Annotated in this window: 20 protein-coding genes and 1 tRNA gene; 16 read left to right on the top strand and 5 right to left on the bottom strand. The window is 66.1% G+C overall.

Annotation, left to right across the window (positions count from 1 at the left end):
• Positions 1 to 3: 3 nt before the first annotated feature.
• The 3 genes from FIV09_RS16130 to FIV09_RS16120 all read left to right on the top strand — a co-directional run bounded on the left by FIV09_RS16130 (position 4) and on the right by FIV09_RS16120 (position 3,253).
• Positions 4 to 79: transfer RNA gene (locus tag FIV09_RS16130), tRNA-Ala, on the top strand.
• Between the two features lie 264 nt (positions 80 to 343).
• The gene (locus FIV09_RS16125) at positions 344 to 2,851 is read left to right on the top strand and encodes a mechanosensitive ion channel domain-containing protein (RefSeq protein WP_254702252.1); all 2,508 of its coding nucleotides are present in this window, start codon (positions 344 to 346) and stop codon (positions 2,849 to 2,851) included.
• Between the two features lie 174 nt (positions 2,852 to 3,025).
• The gene (locus FIV09_RS16120) at positions 3,026 to 3,253 is read left to right on the top strand and encodes a hypothetical protein (RefSeq protein ID WP_152451519.1); all 228 of its coding nucleotides are present in this window, start codon (positions 3,026 to 3,028) and stop codon (positions 3,251 to 3,253) included.
• A gap of 93 nt (positions 3,254 to 3,346) precedes the next feature.
• Here the strand turns inward: FIV09_RS16120 and FIV09_RS16115 are convergent, their stop codons facing one another.
• Positions 3,347 to 3,904: a histidine phosphatase family protein gene (locus FIV09_RS16115; protein ID WP_152451517.1), complete on the bottom strand. Its 558-nt coding sequence runs from the start codon at positions 3,902 to 3,904 to the stop codon at positions 3,347 to 3,349.
• Positions 3,904 to 4,656: a dienelactone hydrolase family protein gene (locus tag FIV09_RS16110; RefSeq protein WP_152451515.1), complete on the bottom strand. Its 753-nt coding sequence runs from the start codon at positions 4,654 to 4,656 to the stop codon at positions 3,904 to 3,906. Before FIV09_RS16110 ends, FIV09_RS16115 begins: the two co-directional genes overlap by 1 nt.
• 284 nt (positions 4,657 to 4,940) lie before the next feature.
• On the opposite strand from FIV09_RS16110, the gene FIV09_RS16105 reads away from it, so the two are divergent.
• From FIV09_RS16105 to FIV09_RS16080, 6 genes are all read left to right on the top strand, one after another.
• On the top strand, positions 4,941 to 5,474 hold the full coding sequence (locus FIV09_RS16105) for a DUF1643 domain-containing protein (protein WP_152451513.1): 534 nt from the start codon (positions 4,941 to 4,943) through the stop codon (positions 5,472 to 5,474).
• An 87-nt stretch (positions 5,475 to 5,561) separates the two neighbouring features.
• The gene (locus FIV09_RS16100; RefSeq protein ID WP_152451511.1) at positions 5,562 to 6,638 is read left to right on the top strand and encodes a calcium-binding protein; all 1,077 of its coding nucleotides are present in this window, start codon (positions 5,562 to 5,564) and stop codon (positions 6,636 to 6,638) included.
• A gap of 230 nt (positions 6,639 to 6,868) precedes the next feature.
• Positions 6,869 to 7,138, top strand: a complete 270-nt coding sequence (gene rpsO, locus FIV09_RS16095) for a 30S ribosomal protein S15 (RefSeq protein ID WP_152451509.1) — start codon at positions 6,869 to 6,871, stop codon at positions 7,136 to 7,138.
• A 92-nt stretch (positions 7,139 to 7,230) separates the two neighbouring features.
• Positions 7,231 to 8,340, top strand: coding sequence for a class I SAM-dependent RNA methyltransferase (locus FIV09_RS16090; RefSeq protein WP_152451507.1), 1,110 nt, complete (start codon positions 7,231 to 7,233; stop codon positions 8,338 to 8,340).
• Positions 8,341 to 8,509: 169 nt separating this feature from the next.
• On the top strand, positions 8,510 to 10,651 hold the full coding sequence (pnp, locus tag FIV09_RS16085; RefSeq protein ID WP_152451505.1) for a polyribonucleotide nucleotidyltransferase: 2,142 nt from the start codon (positions 8,510 to 8,512) through the stop codon (positions 10,649 to 10,651).
• A gap of 134 nt (positions 10,652 to 10,785) precedes the next feature.
• Positions 10,786 to 11,997: an MFS transporter gene (locus FIV09_RS16080; protein WP_152451503.1), complete on the top strand. Its 1,212-nt coding sequence runs from the start codon at positions 10,786 to 10,788 to the stop codon at positions 11,995 to 11,997.
• A 206-nt stretch (positions 11,998 to 12,203) separates the two neighbouring features.
• Here FIV09_RS16080 and FIV09_RS16075 read toward each other — a convergent pair whose 3' ends face one another.
• Positions 12,204 to 12,890, bottom strand: a complete 687-nt coding sequence (locus FIV09_RS16075; RefSeq protein ID WP_152451501.1) for a response regulator transcription factor — start codon at positions 12,888 to 12,890, stop codon at positions 12,204 to 12,206.
• Positions 12,891 to 13,009: 119 nt separating this feature from the next.
• On the opposite strand from FIV09_RS16075, the gene ribA reads away from it, so the two are divergent.
• The 7 genes from ribA (at position 13,010) to FIV09_RS16040 (ending at position 20,916) form a co-directional block, all read left to right on the top strand.
• A complete protein-coding gene (gene ribA, locus FIV09_RS16070) occupies positions 13,010 to 14,104 on the top strand; it encodes a GTP cyclohydrolase II (RefSeq protein WP_152451499.1) in 1,095 nt (364 codons plus the stop codon).
• A gap of 215 nt (positions 14,105 to 14,319) precedes the next feature.
• Positions 14,320 to 14,835, top strand: coding sequence for a L,D-transpeptidase (locus FIV09_RS16065; RefSeq protein ID WP_152451497.1), 516 nt, complete (start codon positions 14,320 to 14,322; stop codon positions 14,833 to 14,835).
• Positions 14,836 to 14,873: 38 nt separating this feature from the next.
• On the top strand, positions 14,874 to 15,455 hold the full coding sequence (locus FIV09_RS16060; protein ID WP_152451495.1) for a uracil-DNA glycosylase family protein: 582 nt from the start codon (positions 14,874 to 14,876) through the stop codon (positions 15,453 to 15,455).
• A 69-nt stretch (positions 15,456 to 15,524) separates the two neighbouring features.
• Positions 15,525 to 17,696 (top strand): AAA family ATPase, encoded by a 2,172-nt coding sequence (locus FIV09_RS16055; protein ID WP_152451493.1) that lies wholly within the window; start codon positions 15,525 to 15,527, stop codon positions 17,694 to 17,696.
• Positions 17,696 to 18,670: an endonuclease gene (locus tag FIV09_RS16050; RefSeq protein ID WP_152451491.1), complete on the top strand. Its 975-nt coding sequence runs from the start codon at positions 17,696 to 17,698 to the stop codon at positions 18,668 to 18,670. The genes FIV09_RS16055 and FIV09_RS16050 overlap by 1 nt, the downstream gene beginning before the upstream one ends.
• A gap of 16 nt (positions 18,671 to 18,686) precedes the next feature.
• The gene (locus FIV09_RS16045) at positions 18,687 to 19,880 is read left to right on the top strand and encodes a DUF2235 domain-containing protein (RefSeq protein WP_152451489.1); all 1,194 of its coding nucleotides are present in this window, start codon (positions 18,687 to 18,689) and stop codon (positions 19,878 to 19,880) included.
• A 244-nt stretch (positions 19,881 to 20,124) separates the two neighbouring features.
• Positions 20,125 to 20,916, top strand: coding sequence for an SseB family protein (locus tag FIV09_RS16040; protein ID WP_152451487.1), 792 nt, complete (start codon positions 20,125 to 20,127; stop codon positions 20,914 to 20,916).
• Between the two features lie 210 nt (positions 20,917 to 21,126).
• Here the strand turns inward: FIV09_RS16040 and panC are convergent, their stop codons facing one another.
• Positions 21,127 to 21,969, bottom strand: coding sequence for a pantoate--beta-alanine ligase (panC, locus tag FIV09_RS16035; RefSeq protein WP_371417780.1), 843 nt, complete (start codon positions 21,967 to 21,969; stop codon positions 21,127 to 21,129).
• Positions 21,966 to 22,796, bottom strand: coding sequence for a 3-methyl-2-oxobutanoate hydroxymethyltransferase (gene panB / locus FIV09_RS16030; RefSeq protein ID WP_152451483.1), 831 nt, complete (start codon positions 22,794 to 22,796; stop codon positions 21,966 to 21,968). The genes panC and panB overlap by 4 nt, the downstream gene beginning before the upstream one ends.
• Positions 22,797 to 22,801 lie beyond the last annotated feature (5 nt).

Below are 22,801 nucleotides of genomic sequence, written 5' to 3'. Positions count from 1 at the left end.
AACGGGGCCTTAGCTCAGCTGGGAGAGCGCTTGCATGGCATGCAAGAGGTCAGGGGTTCGATCCCCCTAGGCTCCACCATTCCCCTTTCCCAAGATCACCCGATCAACCCGGTACTGCCTCCGGGCCGCCGAGTGAGACGTCGGCCGAGACTGCGCGCCACACGACTCGACCGGGCGTTAGTTCGGTGCAGCAACCATTTCGGCAGCGACGAAATTCCAAATTTCGGAACAATTGCGCTCCGCGGTTGGTTTCCCTTCGGAATTGCGGCATGGGATCGCGCGCCTAGATGGGCGACGCGGTCCATTTTTGCATCGCAGGATATAAAAAACGAGGGGACAGGGCATGACGAGCACCCGCACCGCAATCCACGCGCGCCTATTCAGTTGGATGGCGATTTGCCTGATCGGGCTTGTTGCGATCTTCGGCGCCGACCGCGCGGCCGCACAGATGCTTCCCGGCATGGGCGGCAGCTCAAGCAGCTCCGGTGGATCGCAAGACAGCGGCCAATCCGGCGAAGGCGGATCGTCAGCCCCCCTTGAGAGTCTGCTGGAAGTCTTGCGCGACGATCAGGCCCGCCAGACGCTGATCGACGAGTTGGAGCAGGTCGTCTCTGGCGAGGGCTCCGGTGAAGGCTCGGGCGAGAACTCCGGCGGGGGCGAAAGCTCCGGCTCGGAAGGCGGCAACGGGTCGGGTGAAGGCTCCGGCAGCGAAGAGGGCGGTCAAAGCGCCGCCGATGCGGTGCAGGCGGTCGAAGCCTTCGGCACGCGTATCGCCCGCTTCACGCAGGAGACCGCCCAGGGCGCCGCCACCAGCGTGATCGGCTTCGCCGAACGGCTCATGTCCGGCGATACCGTGCTGAGCGGGCTGTCCGGCGACGAATTGGGCGTGATCCTCGAGGCTCTGAAGAACCTCGCCATCGTGATCGCGATCACCGTCGCCGTGTACGTGACCTTGCGCACGGTCATGCGCCCGGTCTTTCACAAGGCGAGCCAGCGCGCGGCGGAGGCGAATGCGCTGCGCACGCTCTTCGTCTTCCTGTCCTGCATCCTCATCGACGTGGCGATCGTCGTCACGGCCTGGGGTCTGGGCTATGCGATCACGCTCCTCGCCGTCGGCGATTCCGGACAGATCGGGCTGCGCCAGGCGCTCTATCTCAACGCCTTCCTGCTGGTGGGCCTGATCCGCGTGGCCTTCCGCGTGATCCTGTCGCCCCATGCGCGCAATCTGCGCCTCATCAACGTTTCCGACAGCGCGGCGAAACGGCTGACGCGCCACATGAGCGTTGTCGTCGGTGTGCTGGGCTACGGCTATCTTCTGGTCGTCCCGCTGATGGAGCGGGGCGTGTCGCAGGCGGCAGGTACGGCCGTTGCGGCGATCCTGTCGATCTTCGTGCTGACTTATCTTCTCGTGCTCGTGATGCGCTTCCATGAGCCCGTGGCCAACTGGATCGCGAGGCGCCTGATGTCCCGCGACAGCGCGCCCGAGGAAGACGAGACCCGCATGCCCAGCAAGCGGCTGGGCGGCCTTCTCGGCACCCTCACACGCACATGGCACTGGTTCGTTCTCATCTACCTGGCCTTCATGGTGACGGTGGTGCTGACGCAATCCAACGATGTCGTGCTCGATTACGTCATCGGTTCGGCCAAGGTGTTCGGCGCGATCCTTCTGGGCTCCGTCATCGTCGGAACGATTGGCGGCTGGCTGCGCTCCGGCGTGGTGCTGCCCGACAGCCTCAATGAGCGCCTGCCGCTCCTGCAGACACGTCTCAATCGGATCGTGCCGAAGATCCTGATCGGTCTGCGGCTCTTGGTCGGCGCTGCCGTTGTGCTCTTTGCCATCGACACGATGGGCCTGATCGATTTCGGTGCCTGGTTCGGCACCGATTTCGGGTCCGAAGCCTCGGGCCGCGTCATCACCGTGGCGTTGATCCTGCTCGTTGCCGGGCTGATCTGGCTCGCGCTCAATTCCTGGATCGATTACCGCCTCAGCCCGGATATCGGCGCGGTGCCCACATCGCGCGAAAAGACCCTTCTGTCGCTGCTGCGCAATGCCGCGACGATCCTTCTCATCATCCTGACGCTGATGTTCGCCCTGTCCGAGATCGGCATCAACATCGGCCCGCTTCTGGCCTCCGCCGGTGTGCTGGGCCTCGCCATCGGTTTCGGTGCGCAGAAGCTGGTGCAGGACATCATCACCGGTGTCTTCATCCAGTTCGAGAACGCGATGAATGTGGGCGACGTGGTCACCGTGGGCGGCACGACGGGCGTCGTGGAGAAACTGACCGTGCGCTCCGTGAGCCTGCGCGACCTGCAGGGTACCTTCCACATCATCCCGTTCTCCTCGGTGGACATGGTGTCGAACTTCATGCGCGATTTCTCCTACTTCGTCTGCGACATGGGCATCGCCTACCGCGAGGATATCGCCGAGGCGAAACAGGCCATGTTCGACGGGTTCGAGCAGCTGAAACAGGACGAGACGCAGGCCAAAGAAATCATCGGCGATCTGGAATGGTTCGGCCTGAACTCCTTCGGCGACAGCGCCATCGTGCTGCGCGCCCGGATCAAGACCGTGCCGGGCAGCCAATGGGGCGTCGGGCGGGCCTATAACGCCATCCTGAAGGAGCTCTTCGACGAGCGCGGGATCGAGATCCCGTTCCCGCACCAGACCATCTTCTTCGGCGAGGCCAAGGACGGTCGCACGCAGGCGTTGCGTCTGGCCAATGTCACCGAGGAGGTCGAAGGCCAGGCACACGAGGTCGAGGAGACACCCTCCGCCGACAGCGATGCGGGCCGCAAACCCACGCAGGACGCGCCGCCCGACGAGGAAGGTCCCGACGCGGCGGAGCGCTGATCGCGGGGCCGGGGTCCGAAAGGTGATGCGAGAAGCGGCGTCCGGCACATTCCGGGCGCCGTTTTCATGTGTGGACTGCCCGCCTGTCCATGCTCCGTCTTTTCCTACGGCGGCAAAGCGGGCATCCTGCGCTGCAGCGCGACAGGGCGCAGGGTTTCCCAAAAGGAGAAGGCAATGGGATTAGGCGACATGCTGGGCAAGGCGGTGGACGCGTTCGGCGGCACCGATGAGATCATGGCGAAGATCAGCGAAAGCGGCATCGACCTGACCGCCTTGGCAGATCTGGATGCCGAAGCGGTCACGGCGATGCTCGAGGAAAAAGGGATCGACCTGTCGATGCTCGAGGGTTTCGGTCTCTCGGTCGAAGACGTGCTGGCCAAGGCCAAGGAACACTTCGCCTGAGCAAGAATGCGCGACGCGAGGCGTGCTCCCGCGTCTCCGTCTGCTAAAGGACTGTGGCGGTCTGCGCATGATAGCGGCGCAGACCGCCACAGCTCACGCGTCGATCAGCAGACTGCCCAGCACGTCCAACCGCGCGGGCCCGGCCGTGGCGATCAACACCTCACCCGACCGCGTCGACTGCCCGGTCAGCGCCCGGATATTCACTTGGTGCGAGACGATCATCGGCGGACGCGCCAGCCCCGCGATCAATTCGAGGGCCGCCGCTGTCTGTGCAGGCGCATCGCCGCGCCCCGCGAAGAAGGAATTGAACGGCGGCGCATCCTCGACCGGCCCCACATCCAGAAGCTCCGCGGTCTCGCGGCAGCGGCACCATTGGCTCGTCAGAACCCGCTCGAAGCCGATCCCCTCGCTCCGCAAAGCCGCGCCGATGCGGCGCGCCTGATCGCGCCCCGCCGCGTCGAGATTGCGCTGCGTGCTGCAATCGCCGATCTCGAAGTCGTCCGGATCGCCGATGCCCGGCGCCAGGGCGTGGCGCATGATCGCCAGCGCCTCGCCGCGCGCAAGCCGCGACAGCGCCGCATCCTGCGCCCCGGCAGGGCCGACCCAGGCAAGGGCCAGCCCGCCGAGCATCACATGCCTGCGGGTCAGCATCAGAGCTGGGCGTCGAGGAAGTCCATGAAGCCGTCCCAGGACCCCTCATCCGCGGCCAGATCGTAATCGTCCGACCCCCAGACGGTGAAGCTGTGCCGCGCACCGCCGAAGATGCGCGCGTCATGGGTAACACCCGCCTCCTGCATTTGGCTCAGCGCCGCAGCCATTTCATCCATGCCCGAGACAGGATCGGCCGAGCCGTGGAACAGGACGATAGGCGCGGTGGTGGCGCTGTAATCCTGCCCTTCGGGCGTGCCGAGCCCCGCATGGAAGGCCGCGAAGCCATCGATCTCGGCGCCTGCGCGGGCGGCTTCCAGAACCGCCGCCCCGCCGAAGCAATATCCAGCGATCACGATGTTCCCGGTCGCGCCGGGGATGTTCGCGGCCTCGGCGATGGAGCCCATGAGCCGCTCGCGGAACAGCTCCCGATCCTGGTAGAGAGCGCCGGACAGGGCGCGGTTTTCATCGACGCTCTGCGGGTTTTCATCCGCGCCGTAGACATCGATCGCGAAGGCCGTGTAGCCCGCCGCGGCCAGCATCTCCGCGCGGCGTTCCTCATAGGCGGTCATGCCGTCCCAATCATGCACGATCAGCACCGTGCCCTTGGTCTCTTCCAGATCGCTGTTGCGCGCGACATAGCCCTCGAACTCGGTGCCGCCGACGCTGTAGCGATAGCTTTCCCCGGTGATCTCGGCCCCGGCCAGCCCGGCGCTTGCGATGAGCGGTAATGCGATGAATGCAGTGCGGATCATGATGAACCCCCTTGGATTGAACAGCGATAGAGGGGGAGATAGGGCGATTTTCCCCAAGACGAGGGCCGAGCCGCCCCGGGACCCGCCCCCCGATCATCCGTGTGTCCCACGCCCCGATCGAAGCGCCGACCCCCTGTCACGACCGGACCGGAAATACCTCTCGGGGGAGCGCGAGGGGGCAGACAGCCCCATCGCTCCCGCCGCCGGATCATGTGCCGCGTCCGGAATGGCAGCACGGCATGCCCGACTTGCATCGCAGCAGGAGCCGGGTCAAAGACGGACCCATGATCCGGCGTACCCATACCGAGAGCGGCACCTTTTCAGAGGCGCTCTATTCGCCCTGCGAGGCGTATCGCTACGGCCTGTCGCGCCGCTGGTCCGAGGCGCCACCTGTGCTCTTCATCATGCTCAACCCCTCCACCGCGACGGAGCGCGCCAACGATCCGACCATTCACCGCTGCGAGACGCGGGCGCGGGCGATGGGGGCGGGTGGTGTGCAGATCGCCAATCTGTTCGGGTTTCGCGCGACGCGGCCCGCCGATCTCAGGCGCGCCCCGGATCCGGTCGGGCCCGACAATGACGCGCTGGTTCTGGACTGGCACGCGGCCGCCACGATGACCATTGCCGCCTGGGGCGTGCATGGTGCGTATCAGGGCCGGGCGGGGGATCTGGCCGCGCGCATGGGGCCGCTTTGGCATCTGGGTCTGACCAAGGCCGGGCATCCGCGCCATCCGCTCTACGTGCCCTATGCCCGTGCGCCGCAAGCCTGGCCCGCTGCGGCGCGCTATCCCGCGACGTCGATCTTGACCGCGCCTTAACCATCCTCTCCGAGAAGCTTTGCTTCGACGCCTCCGGCGCGGCATAGTCCGGGCCAGCCCGTCGGGGCAATGATGTTGGAGGGCGCGATGCTCTTTCTTGCAGGTCTCGTGGGCGCGATGGTCGTCGGATCGGTGGCGATCCTGTCGGTCGTGCCGGAGGAGTCGAGCTCCGAGGACGCAGAGGCGGACGAAATCGCGGCCTCCGATGAGACCCCGGCCGACGCGGTTTCCCCGGATACAACCAGCCCCGCCAGTTCCCAGATCCTCGACGCGGCAGCACAGAGCCTGACCATGTCGCCCGAGGGCGGATTGATCACCGCGGGCTCGGCCGATGCCGATGCGATCACCGGCACGGATGTCACCGATCAGATCTCGGGCGGAGCCGGACAGGACAGTGTGCAGGGCCTTGGCGGGGATGACGAATTGCGCGGCGGTGCAGATGCGGATGACCTCTCGGGCGGGGCCGGTCAGGACAGCCTGCATGGCGAGGCCGGTGCGGATCTCCTCGATGGCGGCAGCGGCGCGGATGTGCTGTTCGGCCATGACGGGAACGATACGCTGCTGGGGGGCGATGGCGCGGACAGCGTTGAGGGCGGGTTGGGCGATGACCTTCTCTCCGGTGGCGCTGGCGCGGATGCGCTCCATGGCCGCGAGGGGGCCGATACGATCCGGGGCGATGCCGGTGCCGATACGCTCTTCGGGGGCGATGGCGATGACCTCGTCCAAGGCGTCAACGTGCGTGCCATCAACGGCGGGCCCGATCTGTCACCTGAGGAAGGTGCGCAGGCAGACGAGGAGACCGCTGCTGATCCCGATTTCGTCAATGGCGGTGCCGGTGACGACATATTGCTCCTGGGCGATGGCGATACCGGTGATGGCGGGGCAGGGGCGGACAGCTTCGTCACCGGATATTGGATGGGTGCCGATGGCGCTGCCCTTGCCGATTTCTCTCCGTCCGAGGACCGGATGATCGTGGTCTATGACGATGCGCTCGGCCCGCCCGCGGATCTCGCTTTCCAGACCGACCCGGATGCCCCGGATCAGGTCCAGCTGACCTCCGGCGACCAGCTCTTGGCGACCTTGCCCGTCGCGGATGCCCCGCCGCTTGGCGATATCATCCTCATCGCGGCCAGCGAAGCGACGTCGATCCTCAACCCGGCCTGATCGCGGCGCGCCCCCTGAGCGCGGGCCGCTCCCGAAGCCCGGCCGCCGCCGACAGCGCGGAGCGTCGTTGCAGCGCAGGCCCACCCCCGCAGCTTTGGTCTTTCCAAAGCCGGTGAATCACCCTATACGCCCGCAATCCGCGCCGCTCCCGGCGCAGATACACCTCCAACGGCCTTGCTGGACGACATCCCGGCTCGTGCCTTCACACCAAGTTTCAAAAGGAGACCCCGATGTCGATCACTGCCGAGACGAAACAGCAAATCATGAAGGAATACGCGACGGCCGACGGCGATACCGGTTCGCCGGAAGTCCAGGTTGCGATCCTGACCACGCGCATTACCGCGCTGACCGAGCATTTCAAGACCCACAAGAAGGACAACCACTCCCGTCGTGGCCTCCTGAAGCTCGTTGCACAGCGCCGCAAACTGCTCGACTACCTCAAGTCGCGCGACGAAGAGCGTTACAAGACCCTGATCGGCAAGCTGGGCATCCGCCGCTGAGCCGCAGGACACCGAATTCGGAAAGGCCGTCTTCCCCGCGAAGGCGGCCTTTTTCGTTGCGCCTTGCCCACGGCCCGGACTAAGCCCGCGCCATGGCAGACCCCCTCGACATCTTTCTGATCACCGCCCCCGGGCTTGAGCATTTCCTGGGCGAGGAGGCGCGCGCGGCGGGCTTTGTCGTCACGCAGATCATCCCGGGCGGCGTGTCGCTGAAAGGCGGCTGGGACGAGGTCTGGCGTGCCAATCTGGAACTGCGCGGGGCGACGCGCGTGCTGGTGCGGCTCGCAGCCTTCCATGCCCACCACCTGAGCCAGCTCGACAAACGCGCGCGCAAGCTGCCCTGGTCCGATTGGCTGCGCGCCGACGTGCCGGTCCGGGTGGAGGCCACCAGCCGCAAGTCGAAGATCTACCATGCGGGCGCGGCGAAGGAGCGGATCGAAAAGGCCCTCGCTGCGGCGCTCGGCGCGCCGATCTCGGACGACGCGCCCGTGACGATCAAACTGCGGGTCGAGGACGATCTCTGCACGCTCTCGGTCGATACGTCCGGGGCGTCCCTGCACAAGCGCGGCCTGAAGGAGCAGGTCAACAAGGCCCCCATGCGCGAGACGCTGGCGAGCCTCTTTCTGCGCGCGGCAGGCTTTGACGGTGCGGAGCCCGTGGTCGACCCGATGTGCGGCTCGGGCACCTTCGTGATCGAGGCGGCGGAGCGGGCGGCAGGGCTGATGCCGGGCCGGGCGCGCAGCTTTGCCTTCGAGCACCTCACCAGTTTCGATCCTGCAGGCTGGGAGGCCGCGCGGTCCGCGCGAACGACCATGGCGCCGCCCGCGGCCCGCTTTGCAGGCTCCGACCGCGATCAGGGCGCCATTGCCATGAGCCGGGCCAATGCCCTTCGCGCAGACGTTGCCGAGCATTGCGACTTCGCCTGCCATCCGGTGACCGAGGCGCGCCCGCCGGACGGCGCGCCCGGCCTCGTGATCGTGAACCCGCCCTACGGGCTCCGGATCGGCGCGAAATCCCCGCTCTTCGGGCTTTACGCGGCCTTCGGTGCCCGGATGCAGGCGGCCTTCCCGGGCTGGCGCGTGGCCATGATCACCTCCGAGGCCAAGCTCGCCCGAGCAGCAGGTCTGCCCTGGCGCAAACCCGGGCCGATCGTCGATCACGGCGGCACGAAGGTGCGGTTGTGGCAAACCGGCCCACTCTGAGCGGAAGACTTTCCAAATCGCCAATTCTCGTGTAGGGGCGACGCTATCTGAGACGTGACGCCCAGAGCCCCCGGGCCATGCAATAGGATAGGGGGCGGCGGCAATGGGGCCGCCAATCAAATCGGAGACCCGGGATACGCCTGGGAGTGCTCCGCCATAGGATACGATGATGTTCAATACGACGACGAAAAGCATGCAGTGGGGCGAGGAAACGCTCACACTGGAAACGGGCAAGGTTGCCCGTCAGGCCGACGGTTCGGTGATCGCCACGCTGGGCGAAACCTCCGTCATGGCCAACGTGACCTTCGCCAAGAAAGCGAAGGAAGGGCAGGATTTCTTCCCGCTCACCGTCCATTACCAGGAAAAATACTACGCCGCCGGCAAGGTGCCGGGTGGCTTCTTTAAGCGCGAGGCGCGTCCGACCGAGAAAGAGACGCTGACCGCGCGCCTGATCGACCGTCCGATCCGCCCGCTCTTCGTGCCGGGCTTCAAGAACGAAGTGCTCGTGATGTGCACCGTTCTGTCCCACGATCTGGTCAACGATCCCGATATCGTGGCGATGATCGCGGCCTCCGCGGCACTGACCATCTCGGGCGCGCCCTTTATGGGGCCGATCGCGGGCTGCCGCGTGGGCTATGAGGGTGGTGAATACATCCTCAACCCCGAGGTCGAGGATATGCAGAATCTGCGCAACAATCCCGACCAGCGCCTCGATCTCGTGGTCGCGGGCACCCGCGATGCGGTGATGATGGTCGAGTCGGAAGCCTACGAGTTGACCGAAGAGGAAATGCTGGGCGCGGTCACCTTCGCCCATGAGCAACTCAAGCCCGTGGTCGACCTGATCGTGTCGCTGGCCGAGGATGCCGCGAAAGAACCTTTCGACTTCCAGCCGCCGGATTACGCAGCGCTCTATGACCGCGTGAAAAGCCTGGGCGAGACGCAGATGCGCGACGCCTATGCGATCACCGACAAGCAGGAGCGCACCGCAGCCGTTTCCGCGGCGAAGGAAGCGATCATCGCGGAGCTCTCCGAGGAAGAGCAGGCCGATGCCAATCTCGGCGCCGCGCTGAAAAAGCTCGAATCGACCGTTCTGCGCGCCGACGTGGTGAAGAACTCGCGCCGCATCGATGGCCGTGCTCTCGACGAGGTGCGCTCCATCGTGTCCGAAACGGGCGTTCTGCCCCGGACGCACGGCTCCGCGCTCTTTACCCGCGGCGAGACGCAGGCGCTTGTGGTCAGCACGCTGGGCACCGGCGATGATGAGCAGATGATCGATGCGCTGCACGGCACGTATCGGTCGAACTTCCTGCTGCATTACAACTTCCCGCCCTATTCGGTCGGTGAAGCCGGTCGCGTGGGCCCTCCGGGACGCCGCGAAATCGGCCACGGCAAGCTCGCATGGCGCGCGCTTCAGGCCGTGCTGCCCGCCGCGACGGACTTCCCCTACACGATCCGTCTCGTCTCCGAGATCACCGAGTCCAACGGCTCGTCCTCGATGGCGTCGGTCTGCGGTGGCTCGCTGTCGATGATGGATGCGGGTGTTCCGCTGAAATCCGCGGTTGCAGGCGTGGCCATGGGCCTCGTGCTGGAAGAGGACGGTGACTACGCGATCCTGACCGACATCCTGGGCGACGAGGATCACCTCGGCGACATGGACTTCAAGGTCGCAGGCACCGAGAACGGCATCACCTCGCTGCAGATGGACATCAAGGTTGCAGGCATCACCCCGGAGATCATGCAGAAGGCCCTCGCCCAGGCGAAGGATGGCCGGATGCATATCCTCGGCGAGATGAACAAGGCCCTGTCCTCGGCAGGCGAGTTCTCCGAACACGCGCCGCGCATCGAGACGATGCAGGTTCCGACCGACAAGATCCGTGAAGTGATCGGCTCGGGCGGCAAGGTCATCCGCGAGATCGTGGAAGTGTCGGGTGCCAAGGTCGACATCAACGACGAAGGCATCATCAAGATCGCATCGCCCAACGCCGAGGCCATCCAGAAGGCCTATGACATGATCTACTCGATCGTGGCGGAGCCGGAAGAGGGCAAGATCTACAAGGGCAAGGTCGTGAAGATCGTCGATTTCGGCGCCTTCGTGAACTTCTTCGGCAAGCGCGACGGCCTCGTGCATGTCAGCCAGATCGAGAACCGCCGCCTGAACCATCCTTCCGACGTGCTGAAGGAAGGCCAGGAGGTCTGGGTCAAGCTTCTGGGCTTCGATGATCGCGGCAAGGTGCGCCTGTCGATGAAGGTCGTCGACCAGGAGACCGGCGAGGAAGCCGCGCCCGAGAAGAAGACCGAAGACGCGGAGTAATCCCGCTGTCATGAAAGATCGAAAGGCCCCGGCATCGCGTCCGGGGCCTTTTTTTGTGGCTGCGGCCGCGCAGTACAGACCGCCTGCGACATACTGATCCGGCACGGAACGGCGCGGCGACTTTTGCATTCGCAATGCAAAGGAGACACGCCATCACGTATTTTCAGACCCTCTCAGCGGCCGGGTTTGCCGCAACCGCGATCAGCTACGGGCCCGCCCGGATCGGCTTCGGCCTGTTCGTGCCGGAGTTTCGCGCCGCGTTCGATCTGTCGAGCTCGGCCATCGGCTTCATTTCGAGCCTCGGTTTCGCGGGCTTTTTCGTGGGCCTCGTGATCGCGCAGGCCCTGCTCATGCGGCGCGGTCCCGAAAGTCCGGTCCTGCTGGGCATGGTGGCAGCCACCCTGGGCATCGCGCTGGTGGCCATGGCGACCGGCGTTCCGATGCTGGCGCTCGGCGTCTTCATCGCCGCATCGAGCGCGGGCTTCGCCTGGACACCCTATAACGACGCGGTGCACCGCAAGATCAATGACGAAGATCGCCCGACCGTCCTGTCGCGCATCAGCACAGGCACCAGCATCGGCATCGTCCTGTCTGGCGCCGCCGCCCTCGCCATGGTGCTGACCGGCATCGACTGGCGCATCTGCTGGGCGGCTTTCGCCATCGCAAGTCTGGGCGTTCTGGCGATCAATCGCCGCGCCCTGCATCCCATCGAGAAGGCACCGGATCGCGGCGACGGCAAGCGCTGGCGCGAATTGCTGACCTCCGCCGCGATGCCGATGTATGCCGTGGCCTTCATCTACGGCACGACCGCGGCGATCTACGTCTCCTTCGCGGCGGATTGGTTCACCGAAACCGGCGGCGTGCCCGGATTGCCCGCGACGGCGGCACCGGCGATGATCTTCATGATCCTGGGCGCGTTCGGATTGTCGGGCTTTCTCACCGAAGATGCGCGCAAATCCCTAGGCCTGACATGGCTTTTGCGGGTGATGATGCTCACGGGCGCCGGGTCGCTCGCCGCCGTGTCCCTCTGGGCAGGCAGTTGGGCCGCGCTTGCCGTGTCGGCGGCCCTTCAGGGGATCAACGTGATGATGACGAGCGCGGTCCTCGCCTTCTGGTCGGAGCGGCTGTTCCCGACGCTGCCTTCCATGAGCTTCACCGCCGCATTGCTCGCCACCGCGGCAGGCAGCATCATCGGACCGGCACTCGCGGGATTGGCGGCCGATGCCTACGGCACGCCCGCCATGTTCCTCGGCGCGGCGCTTCTGCCGCTGGCAGGGGCAGTGCTTTTGCGGACGTCACTGGTGCGCGAACGCCCGGTGACGCCGTTCAACGCGATGCCGACCTGACACGTTCGACCCGGAGGGCGCGGGGCAGATCCCGCGCCTGTTTTCATGCGCGCACAGAGGTCGCGCCAAAGCCTCGGCCAAAAAAAAAAACCCGGGCTCAAAGGCCCGGGCTAGTCCAACAGGGAGGTGCATGTGAGGGTCCGCACATGCGACGGCTGTGAAGGAAACACGCATCGCGCGATGGCGTTCCCGGTGGTTCGAAAAAATTACGACATGAGCCGATAACCGCCGCTTTCGGTCACCAGCAGCTGGGCGTTCGAGGGATCCGGCTCGATCTTCTGGCGCAGCCGGTAGATATGCGTCTCGAGCGTGTGGGTGGTGACCCCGGCATTGTAGCCCCAGACCTCGTGCAACAGCACGTCGCGCGGCACCACGCCATCGGGCGCACGGTAGAGGAACTTGAGAATGTTGGTTTCCTTCTCGGTCAGGCGGATCTTCTTTTCGGCCTCGTCGACCAGCACCTTCATCGAGGGACGGAAGGAATAGGGCCCAAGCTGGAAGACCGCGTCTTCGGATTGCTCGTGCTGGCGCAATTGCGCGCGGATCCGGGCCAAAAGGACCGGGAATTTGAACGGCTTGGTGACGTAATCATTGGCGCCGGAATCGAGGCCGAGGATGGTATCGGCGTCGCTGTCATGGCCGGTCAGCATCATCACCGGCGCCTTCACGCCCTGCTTGCGCATCAGCTTGCAAAGCTCGCGGCCATCGGTATCCGGCAGGCCCACATCGAGGATCACCAGGTCATGGTGCTGTTCCTTGACCTTCTGCATCGCCTGCGCGCCGCTTTCGGCCTCGAACACCTCGAAATCCTCTGTCAGGACGAGCTGCTCCGCCAATGCCTCGCGGAGGTCCTCGTCGTCGTCCACGAGCAGGATATTCTTGAGTTGAGCCATGTCGCGATCTCCTTTTATCGTGACAGAAATGTGAGCGGCCGGGAGGTCCGGCAAGTTTTGCTGCAACTCTCTCACGGCGTCGTGTAAACCGCCCAGAATTGTTACAGAATTGTATGCCGATGACCTCCAGCACCGCCTTTTCGCCCGACCTGACAGAGACGATTGCCCGCGCGCGCGGCGATCTGCGCATGGGCGTGCCCGTCCTGTTGGAAGGCGCATCCGGGGCGGCGCTCGTTCTGGCCGCCGAAACGCTGACGCCGGAGCGTCTGCGCGCGGTGCAGGCCCTGTCGCTGCCGGTCGATCTGACCCTGACCGGACGGCGGGCCGCGACCTTACGCGCCCGGGCCTATGACGGCGATGTCGCGCGGGTCATCCTGCCTGACGCGGCCGATCTGCCTTGGGTTCAGGGCGTGGCCGATCCGGCGGATGACCTCGATCAGCCGATGAAGGGCCCGCTCCAGACCCGGCGGGAGGGCAGCGCGGATCTGCACCGCCTCGCCGTGACGCTGGTGAAATCCGCGCGGCTTCTGCCCGCAGCCCTCGTCGTGCCGCTTGGGCGCGCGCCCGCGCCGCAGGGTCTGACCCGGATCGACGCGGATATCGCAGCACCGCATCTGTCGGTGCTCGCACCCCTGTCGCGCGTGGTGTCGGCCCGCGTGCCGCTTCGCCATGCCGAACAGGCTCGGCTCCATATCTTCCGTCCCGATGACGGGTCGGAGGAACATTACGCCGTCGAGATCGGCCGCCCGGATCGCGACGCGCCGGTTCTGGCGCGGTTGCACTCGGCCTGCTTCACGGGCGATCTTCTGGGCTCGCTCAAATGCGATTGCGGCCCGCAACTCAATGCCGCCCTGGCCCAGATGGGGGCCGAAGGGCAGGGCGTGCTACTCTATCTCAACCAGGAGGGGCGCGGCATCGGGCTCGCCAACAAGATGCGCGCCTATGCCCTGCAGGATCAGGGCTTCGACACGGTCGAGGCCAATCATCGCCTGGGCTTCGAGGATGACGAACGCGACTTCCGCCTCGGCGCGCAGATCCTTCAGACGCTGGGCTTCGGCGCGGTGCGGCTTCTGACCAACAACCCCGCCAAGATCGCGCGGATGGAGGATGAGGGCATCACCGTCACCGAACGCGTGGCGCTGAAGGTCGGCGAGACCCGGTTCAACGCGCATTACCTCGCGACCAAAGCCAAGAAGTCCGGCCATCTGCTCTAGCGGCCACATATCCGCGCGCCCGCTTTCCGCCAACGCGGCCCACCTTTGGGGGATGTCCCGTCCACCTGTCACGACCGGACCAGAAATACCTCCGGGGAGCGCGAGGGGCTGGCCCCTCGCTCCGCCGCCCGGGCCAGGCGGGGCACGCAGAGAGGGGCGCCACCCCCTCCAAAGCGCGCATTGACCCGGGCGTCGCCTGCGGTATCACTCGTGCCATGATCGCACGTTCCCACGACATGGTCCTGACCCCGACCGCGCTGCGGTTTCTCGGCCGCCGCTTCCCGGTCACGATCGGGCGGGGCGGGGTGCGCGCCGAGAAGCGCGAAGGCGATGGTGCGACGCCCGTGGGCGTGCACCGCATCGTCGGCATGCTCTACCGTCCCGACCGGCTGGCGCGGCCCGCGGATTGGGCGCTGCCGATCCGGCCCGGCGACCTCTGGTCCGACGATCCAGAGGACGAGGATTATAACCTCATGGTCCGCGCGCCCTATCCGCACAGCCATGAGCATCTGCGCCGCGCCGATCCGCTTTACGACATCGTGATCCTGACGGATTGGAACTGGCCGCGGGCGGAATATGCCCGGGGCTCCGCGATCTTTCTGCACGCACAGCGTCGGCCGGGTTTTCCCACCGCAGGCTGCGTGGCTTTCCGCCCCGCGGATCTGCGCTGGATCGCGCCGCGCATCCGCTATGAGACCCGCCTAATCGTCCCCGAGACGCTCGCCCGGTGACGATTGCCCAGTGAAGGTCTCCCCGTGAAGCTAACCCCGTGAAGATCGCCAGGGATATCCGCGCCTGCCGCCTCTGCGCGGATCGCTTCGCCGCCACGAAAACCGCCCATGCGCCGCGCCCCGTGACCTGGTTCGCGCCCGAAGCGCGCATCCTGATCGCGGGCCAGGCACCGGGCGCGCGCGTACACGCCTCGGGCAAGCCCTTCGACGATCCGTCCGGGGTGCGTCTGCGGGACTGGCTCGGCATCGATGCGGCCAGCTTCTATGACACGTCCCGGATCGCCATCGTGCCCATGGCCTTCTGCTTTCCCGGTTATGACGCGAAAGGCTCCGATCTGCCGCCCCCGCCCGTCTGCCGCGCGACCTGGCATGATGCGGTCATGGCGGCACTGCCCGCGATCCGGCTGCGCATCGTGATCGGCGGCTATGCGCATCGCTACCACCTGGGCACGAAGGCCGGCGTGACCGAGACCGTCGCCGCCTGGCGCGATCATGCGCCGGACACCATTCCCCTGCCGCATCCTTCCTGGCGCAACACCGCCTGGCTGAAGAAGAACCCCTGGTTCGAGGCCGACCTCCTGCCCGAATTGCGCGCCCGCGTGGCGGAGGCGCTGGGGTAAGGTTTCCCGCGCTTGCCTGAAATCGGGCGCCGTGCCAGCATCGTCGCATTGTTTCGAGACCGTATTTCAATGCGTTTTGTTGACCGATCCCGCGTCCCCGCGCCCAAGCTCCTGTCCTCTGCACCGTTCCAGAATGCAGGCCGGGAAATGCTGAATTATCTCGCGCTCGATGAGAAAGAGCGCGCCCAGACCCGTGTGCCGGATCGCACCCTGCCGGAAAAGCCGCCCATCCTGCCGGAGCTTCTGACCCTCTTCGATGGCAAATGCGCCTTCTGCGAGGAGGCCCGGCCGGATCTCGTGCCGTTCCGCTTCCGGCCGCCCAACGGCATCGATGATCCTGACCTGCCCGATGCGCATATCTATTACGGCTGGATGGCGCAGTTCTGGCAGAACCTCTATCCGATCTGTCGCGAGTGTCATCCCGGCGAAAGGCAGAGCTTCCCCATTACCGGGACACGCATGCCTGTGCCAACGCCCGAAGACTACGAGATCCAGCTCAAGTACGGCGCTGTCCCCGACGCCTGGATCGAGGCAGAGGAGGCGCTTCTTCTCGACCCCTGCATCGATGACGATATCTTCGAGACCCATTTCGAAGCGCGCCCCATGGCCGGACAAGCGCTGGCAACCGGCCTTTTCTATCCGATCAGCGAACGCGGGCGGGCGACAGCGCTTCACTTCAATCTCAACCGTCCCGATCTGGTCGCGCGCCGCAATCAGGCGATCGCGGATGCGCTGAACAACCTAATTGTAAACCCGCTATGGTCTCCCTTCCCGACGGAGCCGTTTTCCGGGCTTCTCACCTTTCTGAAACCCTTCCTTTTTGAGCAGAGGCCAGGTCGTGAGGCCTTTATCGAGGCCTTGAAAGTCGGCAGCGCCGCACCGTCCCCCGAGGCTGTCTCAACCCAGACGCCGCCCCATCGCCTGACCGAGATCCGCATCACGAACTTTAAGGCCCTCTCCGAAATCACGCTCACCCTGCCGGACGCGCCCGATCCCGACACGGCGGCCGCACTTTTGATCCTGGGCGAGAATGCCACCGGGAAAAGCTCGCTGCTCGAAGGGGTCACGCTTGCGGCGCTGTCCGATGCCGGACGCGACAAGCTGGGGGAGACGGCGCAGCAATATCTGCTCGATCCGCGCTATATGGGCGTCGAATGGATGAAGCCGCGCGAGGCCGCCGAGGTCCGCCTGACCTACCGCGCGGGCGACACCACCTCCGAGCGGGTCTTGACCGTTACGCCGGAGGGCTTTGCCACAAGCGGCCCCGAGATCTCGAATCTGCCGATCTTCGCCTATGGCGCCTACCGCCACTACCAGTCCGCGCAGCGCAATTGGCGGGCGGACCGGCCCGTACGGTCGCTCTTTCATTCCGATGATCTTCTGTCCAACCCCGAACGATGGCTGCTGGAGCTCGATGAGGCCCCTTTCGACATGGTCGTGCGCGCGTTGCGGGTCGTCATGGGCGGCGGGTTCCGCATCATCCAGCGCGAGGAGGAGCGCTGCCTCGTCGTCGTCGAGGAGGATGGCGTGTCGCTGCGCACGCCTCTGGCGACGGTGTCGTCGGGTTTTCGCACGATCCTTGCGCTCACTTGCGACATGATGCGCTGGATCATGGCGCGGGACGACTTCACCACGCTCGAAGCCGCGCGCGCCCTCGTGCTCATCGACGAGGTCGAGGCGCATCTGCATCCGCGCTGGAAGGTGTCGATCATGGACGGGCTGCGCCGCGCCTTCCCGTCGATGACCTTCATCGTCACCACCCACGACCCCCTCTGCCTGCGCGGCATGCGCGACGGCGAGGTCATGGTGCTGCAGCGGGTGCCGGGGCAGTCGCGCGACACCGATCTGCCGGTCTTCGTCGACACGCTGCGCGAGCTGCCGGATGTCACGAAGCTCACGATCGAGCAGCTTCTGACCTCGGATCTGTTCGATCTCTTCGATACCGACGATCCGCGGACGGGCCATGCGATGGCGGATCTGGCCGACGCGCTGGCCGTGGGACGCGCCGCGGGCGAGGTTGAGACGCCCCTGCCTGCCGATGTGCAATCCACCCTCGCGCGGTTTCGCGCCGAGGTGCAGGGCGCGCTGCCCGTGGGCTCCACCGAAGTGGCCCGCATCGTCGAGGAGGCGGTCGCGGAATATGTGATCGAGGCTCGCAATGCGCGGACCGAGACGCGCCGCGAATTGCGCGAAGAAACCAAGGCCCGGATCAAGCGCGCGCTCTCGCAGGAGGCGGGGTGATGCGCCAGGTCAATCGCCGCGACATCCCCGCCCCGAAGGCGCTGACGGAAGACGGACGCCCCGGTCGCAACGAGCTGGAGCGCGTCCGCGCCCATCGCGCAGATCCCGCCACGCGCGACAAGAGCTTCTCCTTCAAGGCCTACAAACATGATGAGGTGAAGGCCGCGCTCGAACATCTGTTCCATGGCAAATGCGCCTATTGCGAGACGTTCTATTCGGCCCAGGCCCCCGTCGATGTCGAGCATTACCGCCCGAAGGGGGCGGTGGCGGACGATCCCGAACATCCGGGCTATTGGTGGATCGCGATGGATTGGGACAATCTCCTGCCGTCCTGCATCGACTGCAATCGCCGCCGCAAGCAGCAGGCGCCCGATCCCTCCGCCTCTCTGGCAGAGCTCGTCGCAGGCGCGATGACCGACGCCAAGTCCGGCAAGAAGGATGTCTTTCCCGTGGGTGGCACGCGGGCTGCGCGCGACACCGATGCGCTGGAGCGCGAGGAGGCCTTCCTGCTCGATCCCTGCCGCGACGACCCGATGGAGCATATCGCCTTTCACCTCGATCCGGGCGACCTTTGGCCGCTGGCCCTGCCCAAACGTGCGCCGGGGGCTGCTCCCGCCGTGGCGGCGCTGGGCGATGGTGCGGCGATTGCCGATCATGCCGCCGCGCTCGATCTGTCGCAGCGTGGGGCGGTGTCGATCCAGGTCTACGGGCTCAATCGGCTGGGCCTCGTGCAGGATCGCGCGCGGGTGCTGAAGCACCTCGAATTCCTGCGCGGTCTCATCTTCGAGATCGACGCCATGGCCGCGGATCTCGAATCCCATGCCGACCCGGCGGTGCGGCGGGTCGGACGCACGCTCTCGGCGCTGAGCGACCGGATCGTCGAAGAGCTGCGCGAGATGTCCGACCCTGCCGCCCCCTATTCCGCAATGGTCCGCCAATGGTGCGACCGGTTTCTCGAAGATCTGTCCGCCTGAGTGAAGGAGCGCACGCATGCCAAAGAAGATCATTCTCCTGCTTGATGGCACGTCGAACCAGATCGACGCCAAGCAGCGCACCAATGTCCTGCGCTTCTATCAATGCCTGCTCAAACGCGACGACCAGGTTGTCTATTACGATCCGGGCGTCGGGACGATCGGCGACGAAAACGCCTGGCTTTCTGCGTGGCGCAAGGTTCAGGAGGTCTGGGGCATGGCCACGGGCTGGGGCCTCGACCGGAACGTGAAGGACGCCTACCGCTTCCTCGTGGAGCATTACGATCCGGGCGGCGAGGATGCAGAGGGCAACAAGATCCCGCCGGATGAAATCTACCTCTTCGGTTTTTCGCGCGGGGCCTATTCGGCGCGGGTGCTCGCGGGCTTCCTGCACGCCTTCGGCATCATCGAGGCGCGCAATCTCAACCTGCTCGACTACGCCTACCGGGCCTACAAGCGCATCGGCGAGGGCGGCGGCGCGCATGCCTTCGAGGAGATCCGCCTTTACGAGAACATCCTCGATCCGCACCGCCCGACGATCCGGTTCATGGGGCTCTTCGATACGGTCGCGTCGGTCATCGAATGGGGCCGCTTCGGACCGCGTCTGAAATCCCATGCCTTCACGAAAACCAATTCCTCGGTGCAGGCCGTTGCCCATGCCGTCGCCATCCATGAGCGGCGCACGATGTTTCGCGGCAAGCTCTGGCCCGAGGGCCAGCCGTACAAGCCGAACCGCTTCATGAAGACCGAGGACGCGCCCCCGCAACATGCCCGCGAAGTGTGGTTCTGGGGCGTGCACGGCGATATCGGCGGGGGCTACGGCGAGGCGGAATCGGGTCTCGCGAAGCTGCCGCTCGTCTGGATGATCGAGGAGGCCCAAGCGCAGGGCGCGGAGTTCTGGACGCCGACCGTGAACAAGCTGGCCCGCGGTGCGCGCGAGGGTGACGCGTACGTGAAGCCAAACCCGCTGGGCAAAGCGCACGATTCGATGACGATCTGGTGGTGGCCGGTGGAGATCCTGCCGCGCCGGAAGCCCGAGGATTCGAAGAAGGCGTCGATCTTCGGCTGGTACCTGCCCCTGTCGGACCCGCGCACGATCCCGGAAGATGCCCGCATCCACTGGTCGGTGAAGGTCCGTGCCGAACATGAGGGCCGCTGGCCCGTCAACATGCCCGAAACCTACCGGATCGAAGGCACGCCGCCGGAGGAGTGAGGGGGCTGTTTGCCTCGCCGTGCTTTTGCTTGAGAAATGGCGCACCAAAAGAGCGAGGGGGCTGTCTGCCCCCTCGCGCTCCCCCGAGAGGTATTTCTGGTCCGGTCGTGACAGGGGGGGCGCACTCTTTTCTGATGCGTGGGGCACGCGGGCGGCGAGGGGGGGGCGCGGCGTTGATGGCGCGGGCGACCTTGGGCCGGGCTGCGACTTGCCACCGGGCGCCGGCACCTCTACCTGACAGCGGATGGATCATGAAACTCCCCTTGATGCGGCCTTTGCCGCGATGGAGGCCGCGCCCGAGGATGACGCGGCGCGCCTGCGGTTTTACGAACGGCTGGCCGATACCGAACTGCATCTGCTGCTGGCCAAGGAGATGGAGGGCGAAACGCTCGATCCCGAGATCTTCGAGGTCGAGGATGCGTCCTTCGTGCTGGTCTTCGACAGCGATGCGCGCATCGCGCGCTTTGTCGGCAAGCCGGCACCCTATGCGGCGCTGCCGGGGCGCGTGATCGCGAACATGCTGGCGGGGCAGGGCGTGGGGCTCGCGCTGAATATCGAGGTGGCGCCTTCGGCCTACCTGGTGCCGCCCGAAGCGGTGGCGTGGCTTTCCGAGACGCTGGGCCATGGCCCGCAGGAAGCCGCCGCGCGGCCGCAGGAACTGCATCCGCCGCGGGGTCTGCCCGAGGATCTTCTCTCGGCACTCGATGCCAAGCTCGGTCGGGCGGCGGGGCTGGCGCGGAAGGCCTATCTGGCGGCCGTGACCTATGACGATGGCAGCCGCGGGCATCTTCTGGGCATCACCGGTGCCAAGGAGGGCGCGGAGGGGCCGCTGGCCCGGGCCGTGAACGAGGCGCTGGTGTTTTCGGGCATCGAAGCGGGCGCGCTCGACGTGGTATTCCTCGCCGATAGCGACGCCTTCACGGCGCGGATCGCGCGGGTCGGCTTGCGCTTCGATCTGCCCGAGCCCGAAAGCCGCGCGCGCGTGGTGCCTGCGCCCCCGGGTAGCGATCCGGACAAGCCGCCGCGTTTGAAGTGAGCTTGCGAGGCCCGAGCCGGACCTTCGTAAACTCTGTTAGAGGTTGCGTGCGCGGCATGGTCGGAGCGAGGGGGCTGTCCGCCTCCTCGGTCGCCATTGTCTCTCGGACCAATGGCGCGACAATGCCGACCCCCGAGAGGTATTTGTAGTCCGGTCGTGACAGGGGCGCGCGCCCTTGGCTGATGCGCGGGGTGCGCGGATGTCGGCGGGTCAAATCGCGATGTTGTCGATCAGGCGAACGCCATCCAGCCACGCCGCCGCGAAGAGGCGCGCGGGGGCGTCGAGGCGGGTGACCAGCGAGAGGTCCGAGACCGCGCGTGCCTCCAGATATTCGACGCGCTCGAACCCGGCCGCGATCAGGGCGTTCGTGGCGCGCGCGATCTCGGGGGACGCCTCGGCGCCACCGCGCATGGCAGAAGCGATCTGGCGCATCTCGCGATGCAGCGTGGGGGCGATCAGGCGCGCCTCGGGTGAGAGACGGGTGTTCCGCGACGAAAGCGCCAGCCCGTCCGCGTCGCGGATCGTCGGGCAGCCCGTGACCTCGATGTCGATGTCGAGATCGGTCGCCATGCGGCGCACCACCTGCAATTGCTGGAAATCCTTCTCGCCGAAGAAGGCGCGGTCGGCGCCCGTTTGCAAAAAGAGCTTCGCCACCACGGTCGCCACCCCGTCGAAATGGCCGGGCCGGTGCGCGCCGCACAGCACATCCGTCATCGCGGCGACGGAGACATTGGTGACAAAGCCCTCAGGGTAGATCTGATCGGGGTCCGGCACGTAGATCGCATCGACGTCGAACGGGGCGAGCTTTGCCGCATCGCTGTCTTCGGTCCGGGGATAGGCGGCCAGATCGCCCGCATTGTTGAACTGCTTGGGGTTCACGAAGATCGTCACGATCACGCGCCGGGTCGCGTCCTTCGCGGCGGCGACAAGGCTGAGATGCCCGTCATGGAGCGCGCCCATCGTGGGCACCACGCCGATCGTCTCGCCCGCCGCGCGCCAGCCTGCCACGACTTGGCGCAATTCGGCCCTGGTCCGGAGGATCCGCGTCATCAGCCGCGCCCCGGCGCCGTGTCGCCGAAGACATGTTCGGGGCCGGGGAAGCGGCGCGCGCGGACCTCTTCGGCATAGGCGGCCACGGCGGCAGCCGCATCGTCGCCGAGATGCGCATAGCGCTTGACGAATTTCGCCTTGAACGCGGTGAAGAGCCCCAGCATGTCATCTACGACCAGCACCTGGCCGTCGCAACCTGCGGAGGCCCCGATGCCGATCGTCGGGATCGCGACATTCTCTGTGATCCGGTCGGCCAACGCCTCGGGCACCTTCTCGAGGACCACCGCGAAGGCGCCTGCCTCGGCCACGGCGCGGGCATCGCGGAGAAGCATATCCCCCGCATCGCCGCGGCCCTGCACCTTGTAGCCGCCCAGCGTGTTGATCGATTGCGGCGTGAGCCCGATATGCGCCATCACGGGCACGCCGCGCGAGGTCAGGAATGCGATCGTGTCGGCCATGCCGGTCCCGCCTTCAAGCTTCACCGCGCCCGCGCCGGTCTCAGCCATGATGCGGGCGGTGTTGCGAAAGGCCTGTTCAGGGCTTTCCTCGTAGGAGCCGAACGGCATGTCGACGACCATCATCGCGGAGGCGAGGCCGCGGCGCACCGCCTGACCGTGCAGGATCATCATCTCCATCGTCACGCCCAGGGTCGAGGGCAGGCCGTGCAGCACCATGCCGACGCTGTCGCCCACCAGCACGAAGTCGCAATGCGCGTCCATCAGCTCTGCCATGGGCGTCGTATAGGCCGTGAGGCTGACGATGGGCGTGCCGCCCTTCATCGCGCGAATATCGTCGGGAAGGGGCGCGGTCTTGCGGGCGGTGGCGCTCATGGGCT

It is taken from the genome of Roseivivax sp. THAF197b (assembly GCF_009363255.1).
Taxonomy (GTDB): Bacteria; Pseudomonadota; Alphaproteobacteria; order Rhodobacterales; family Rhodobacteraceae; genus Roseivivax.
Note: the sequence above shows the minus strand (reverse complement) of the source record. Positions and strands in the feature narration are given on the sequence as shown.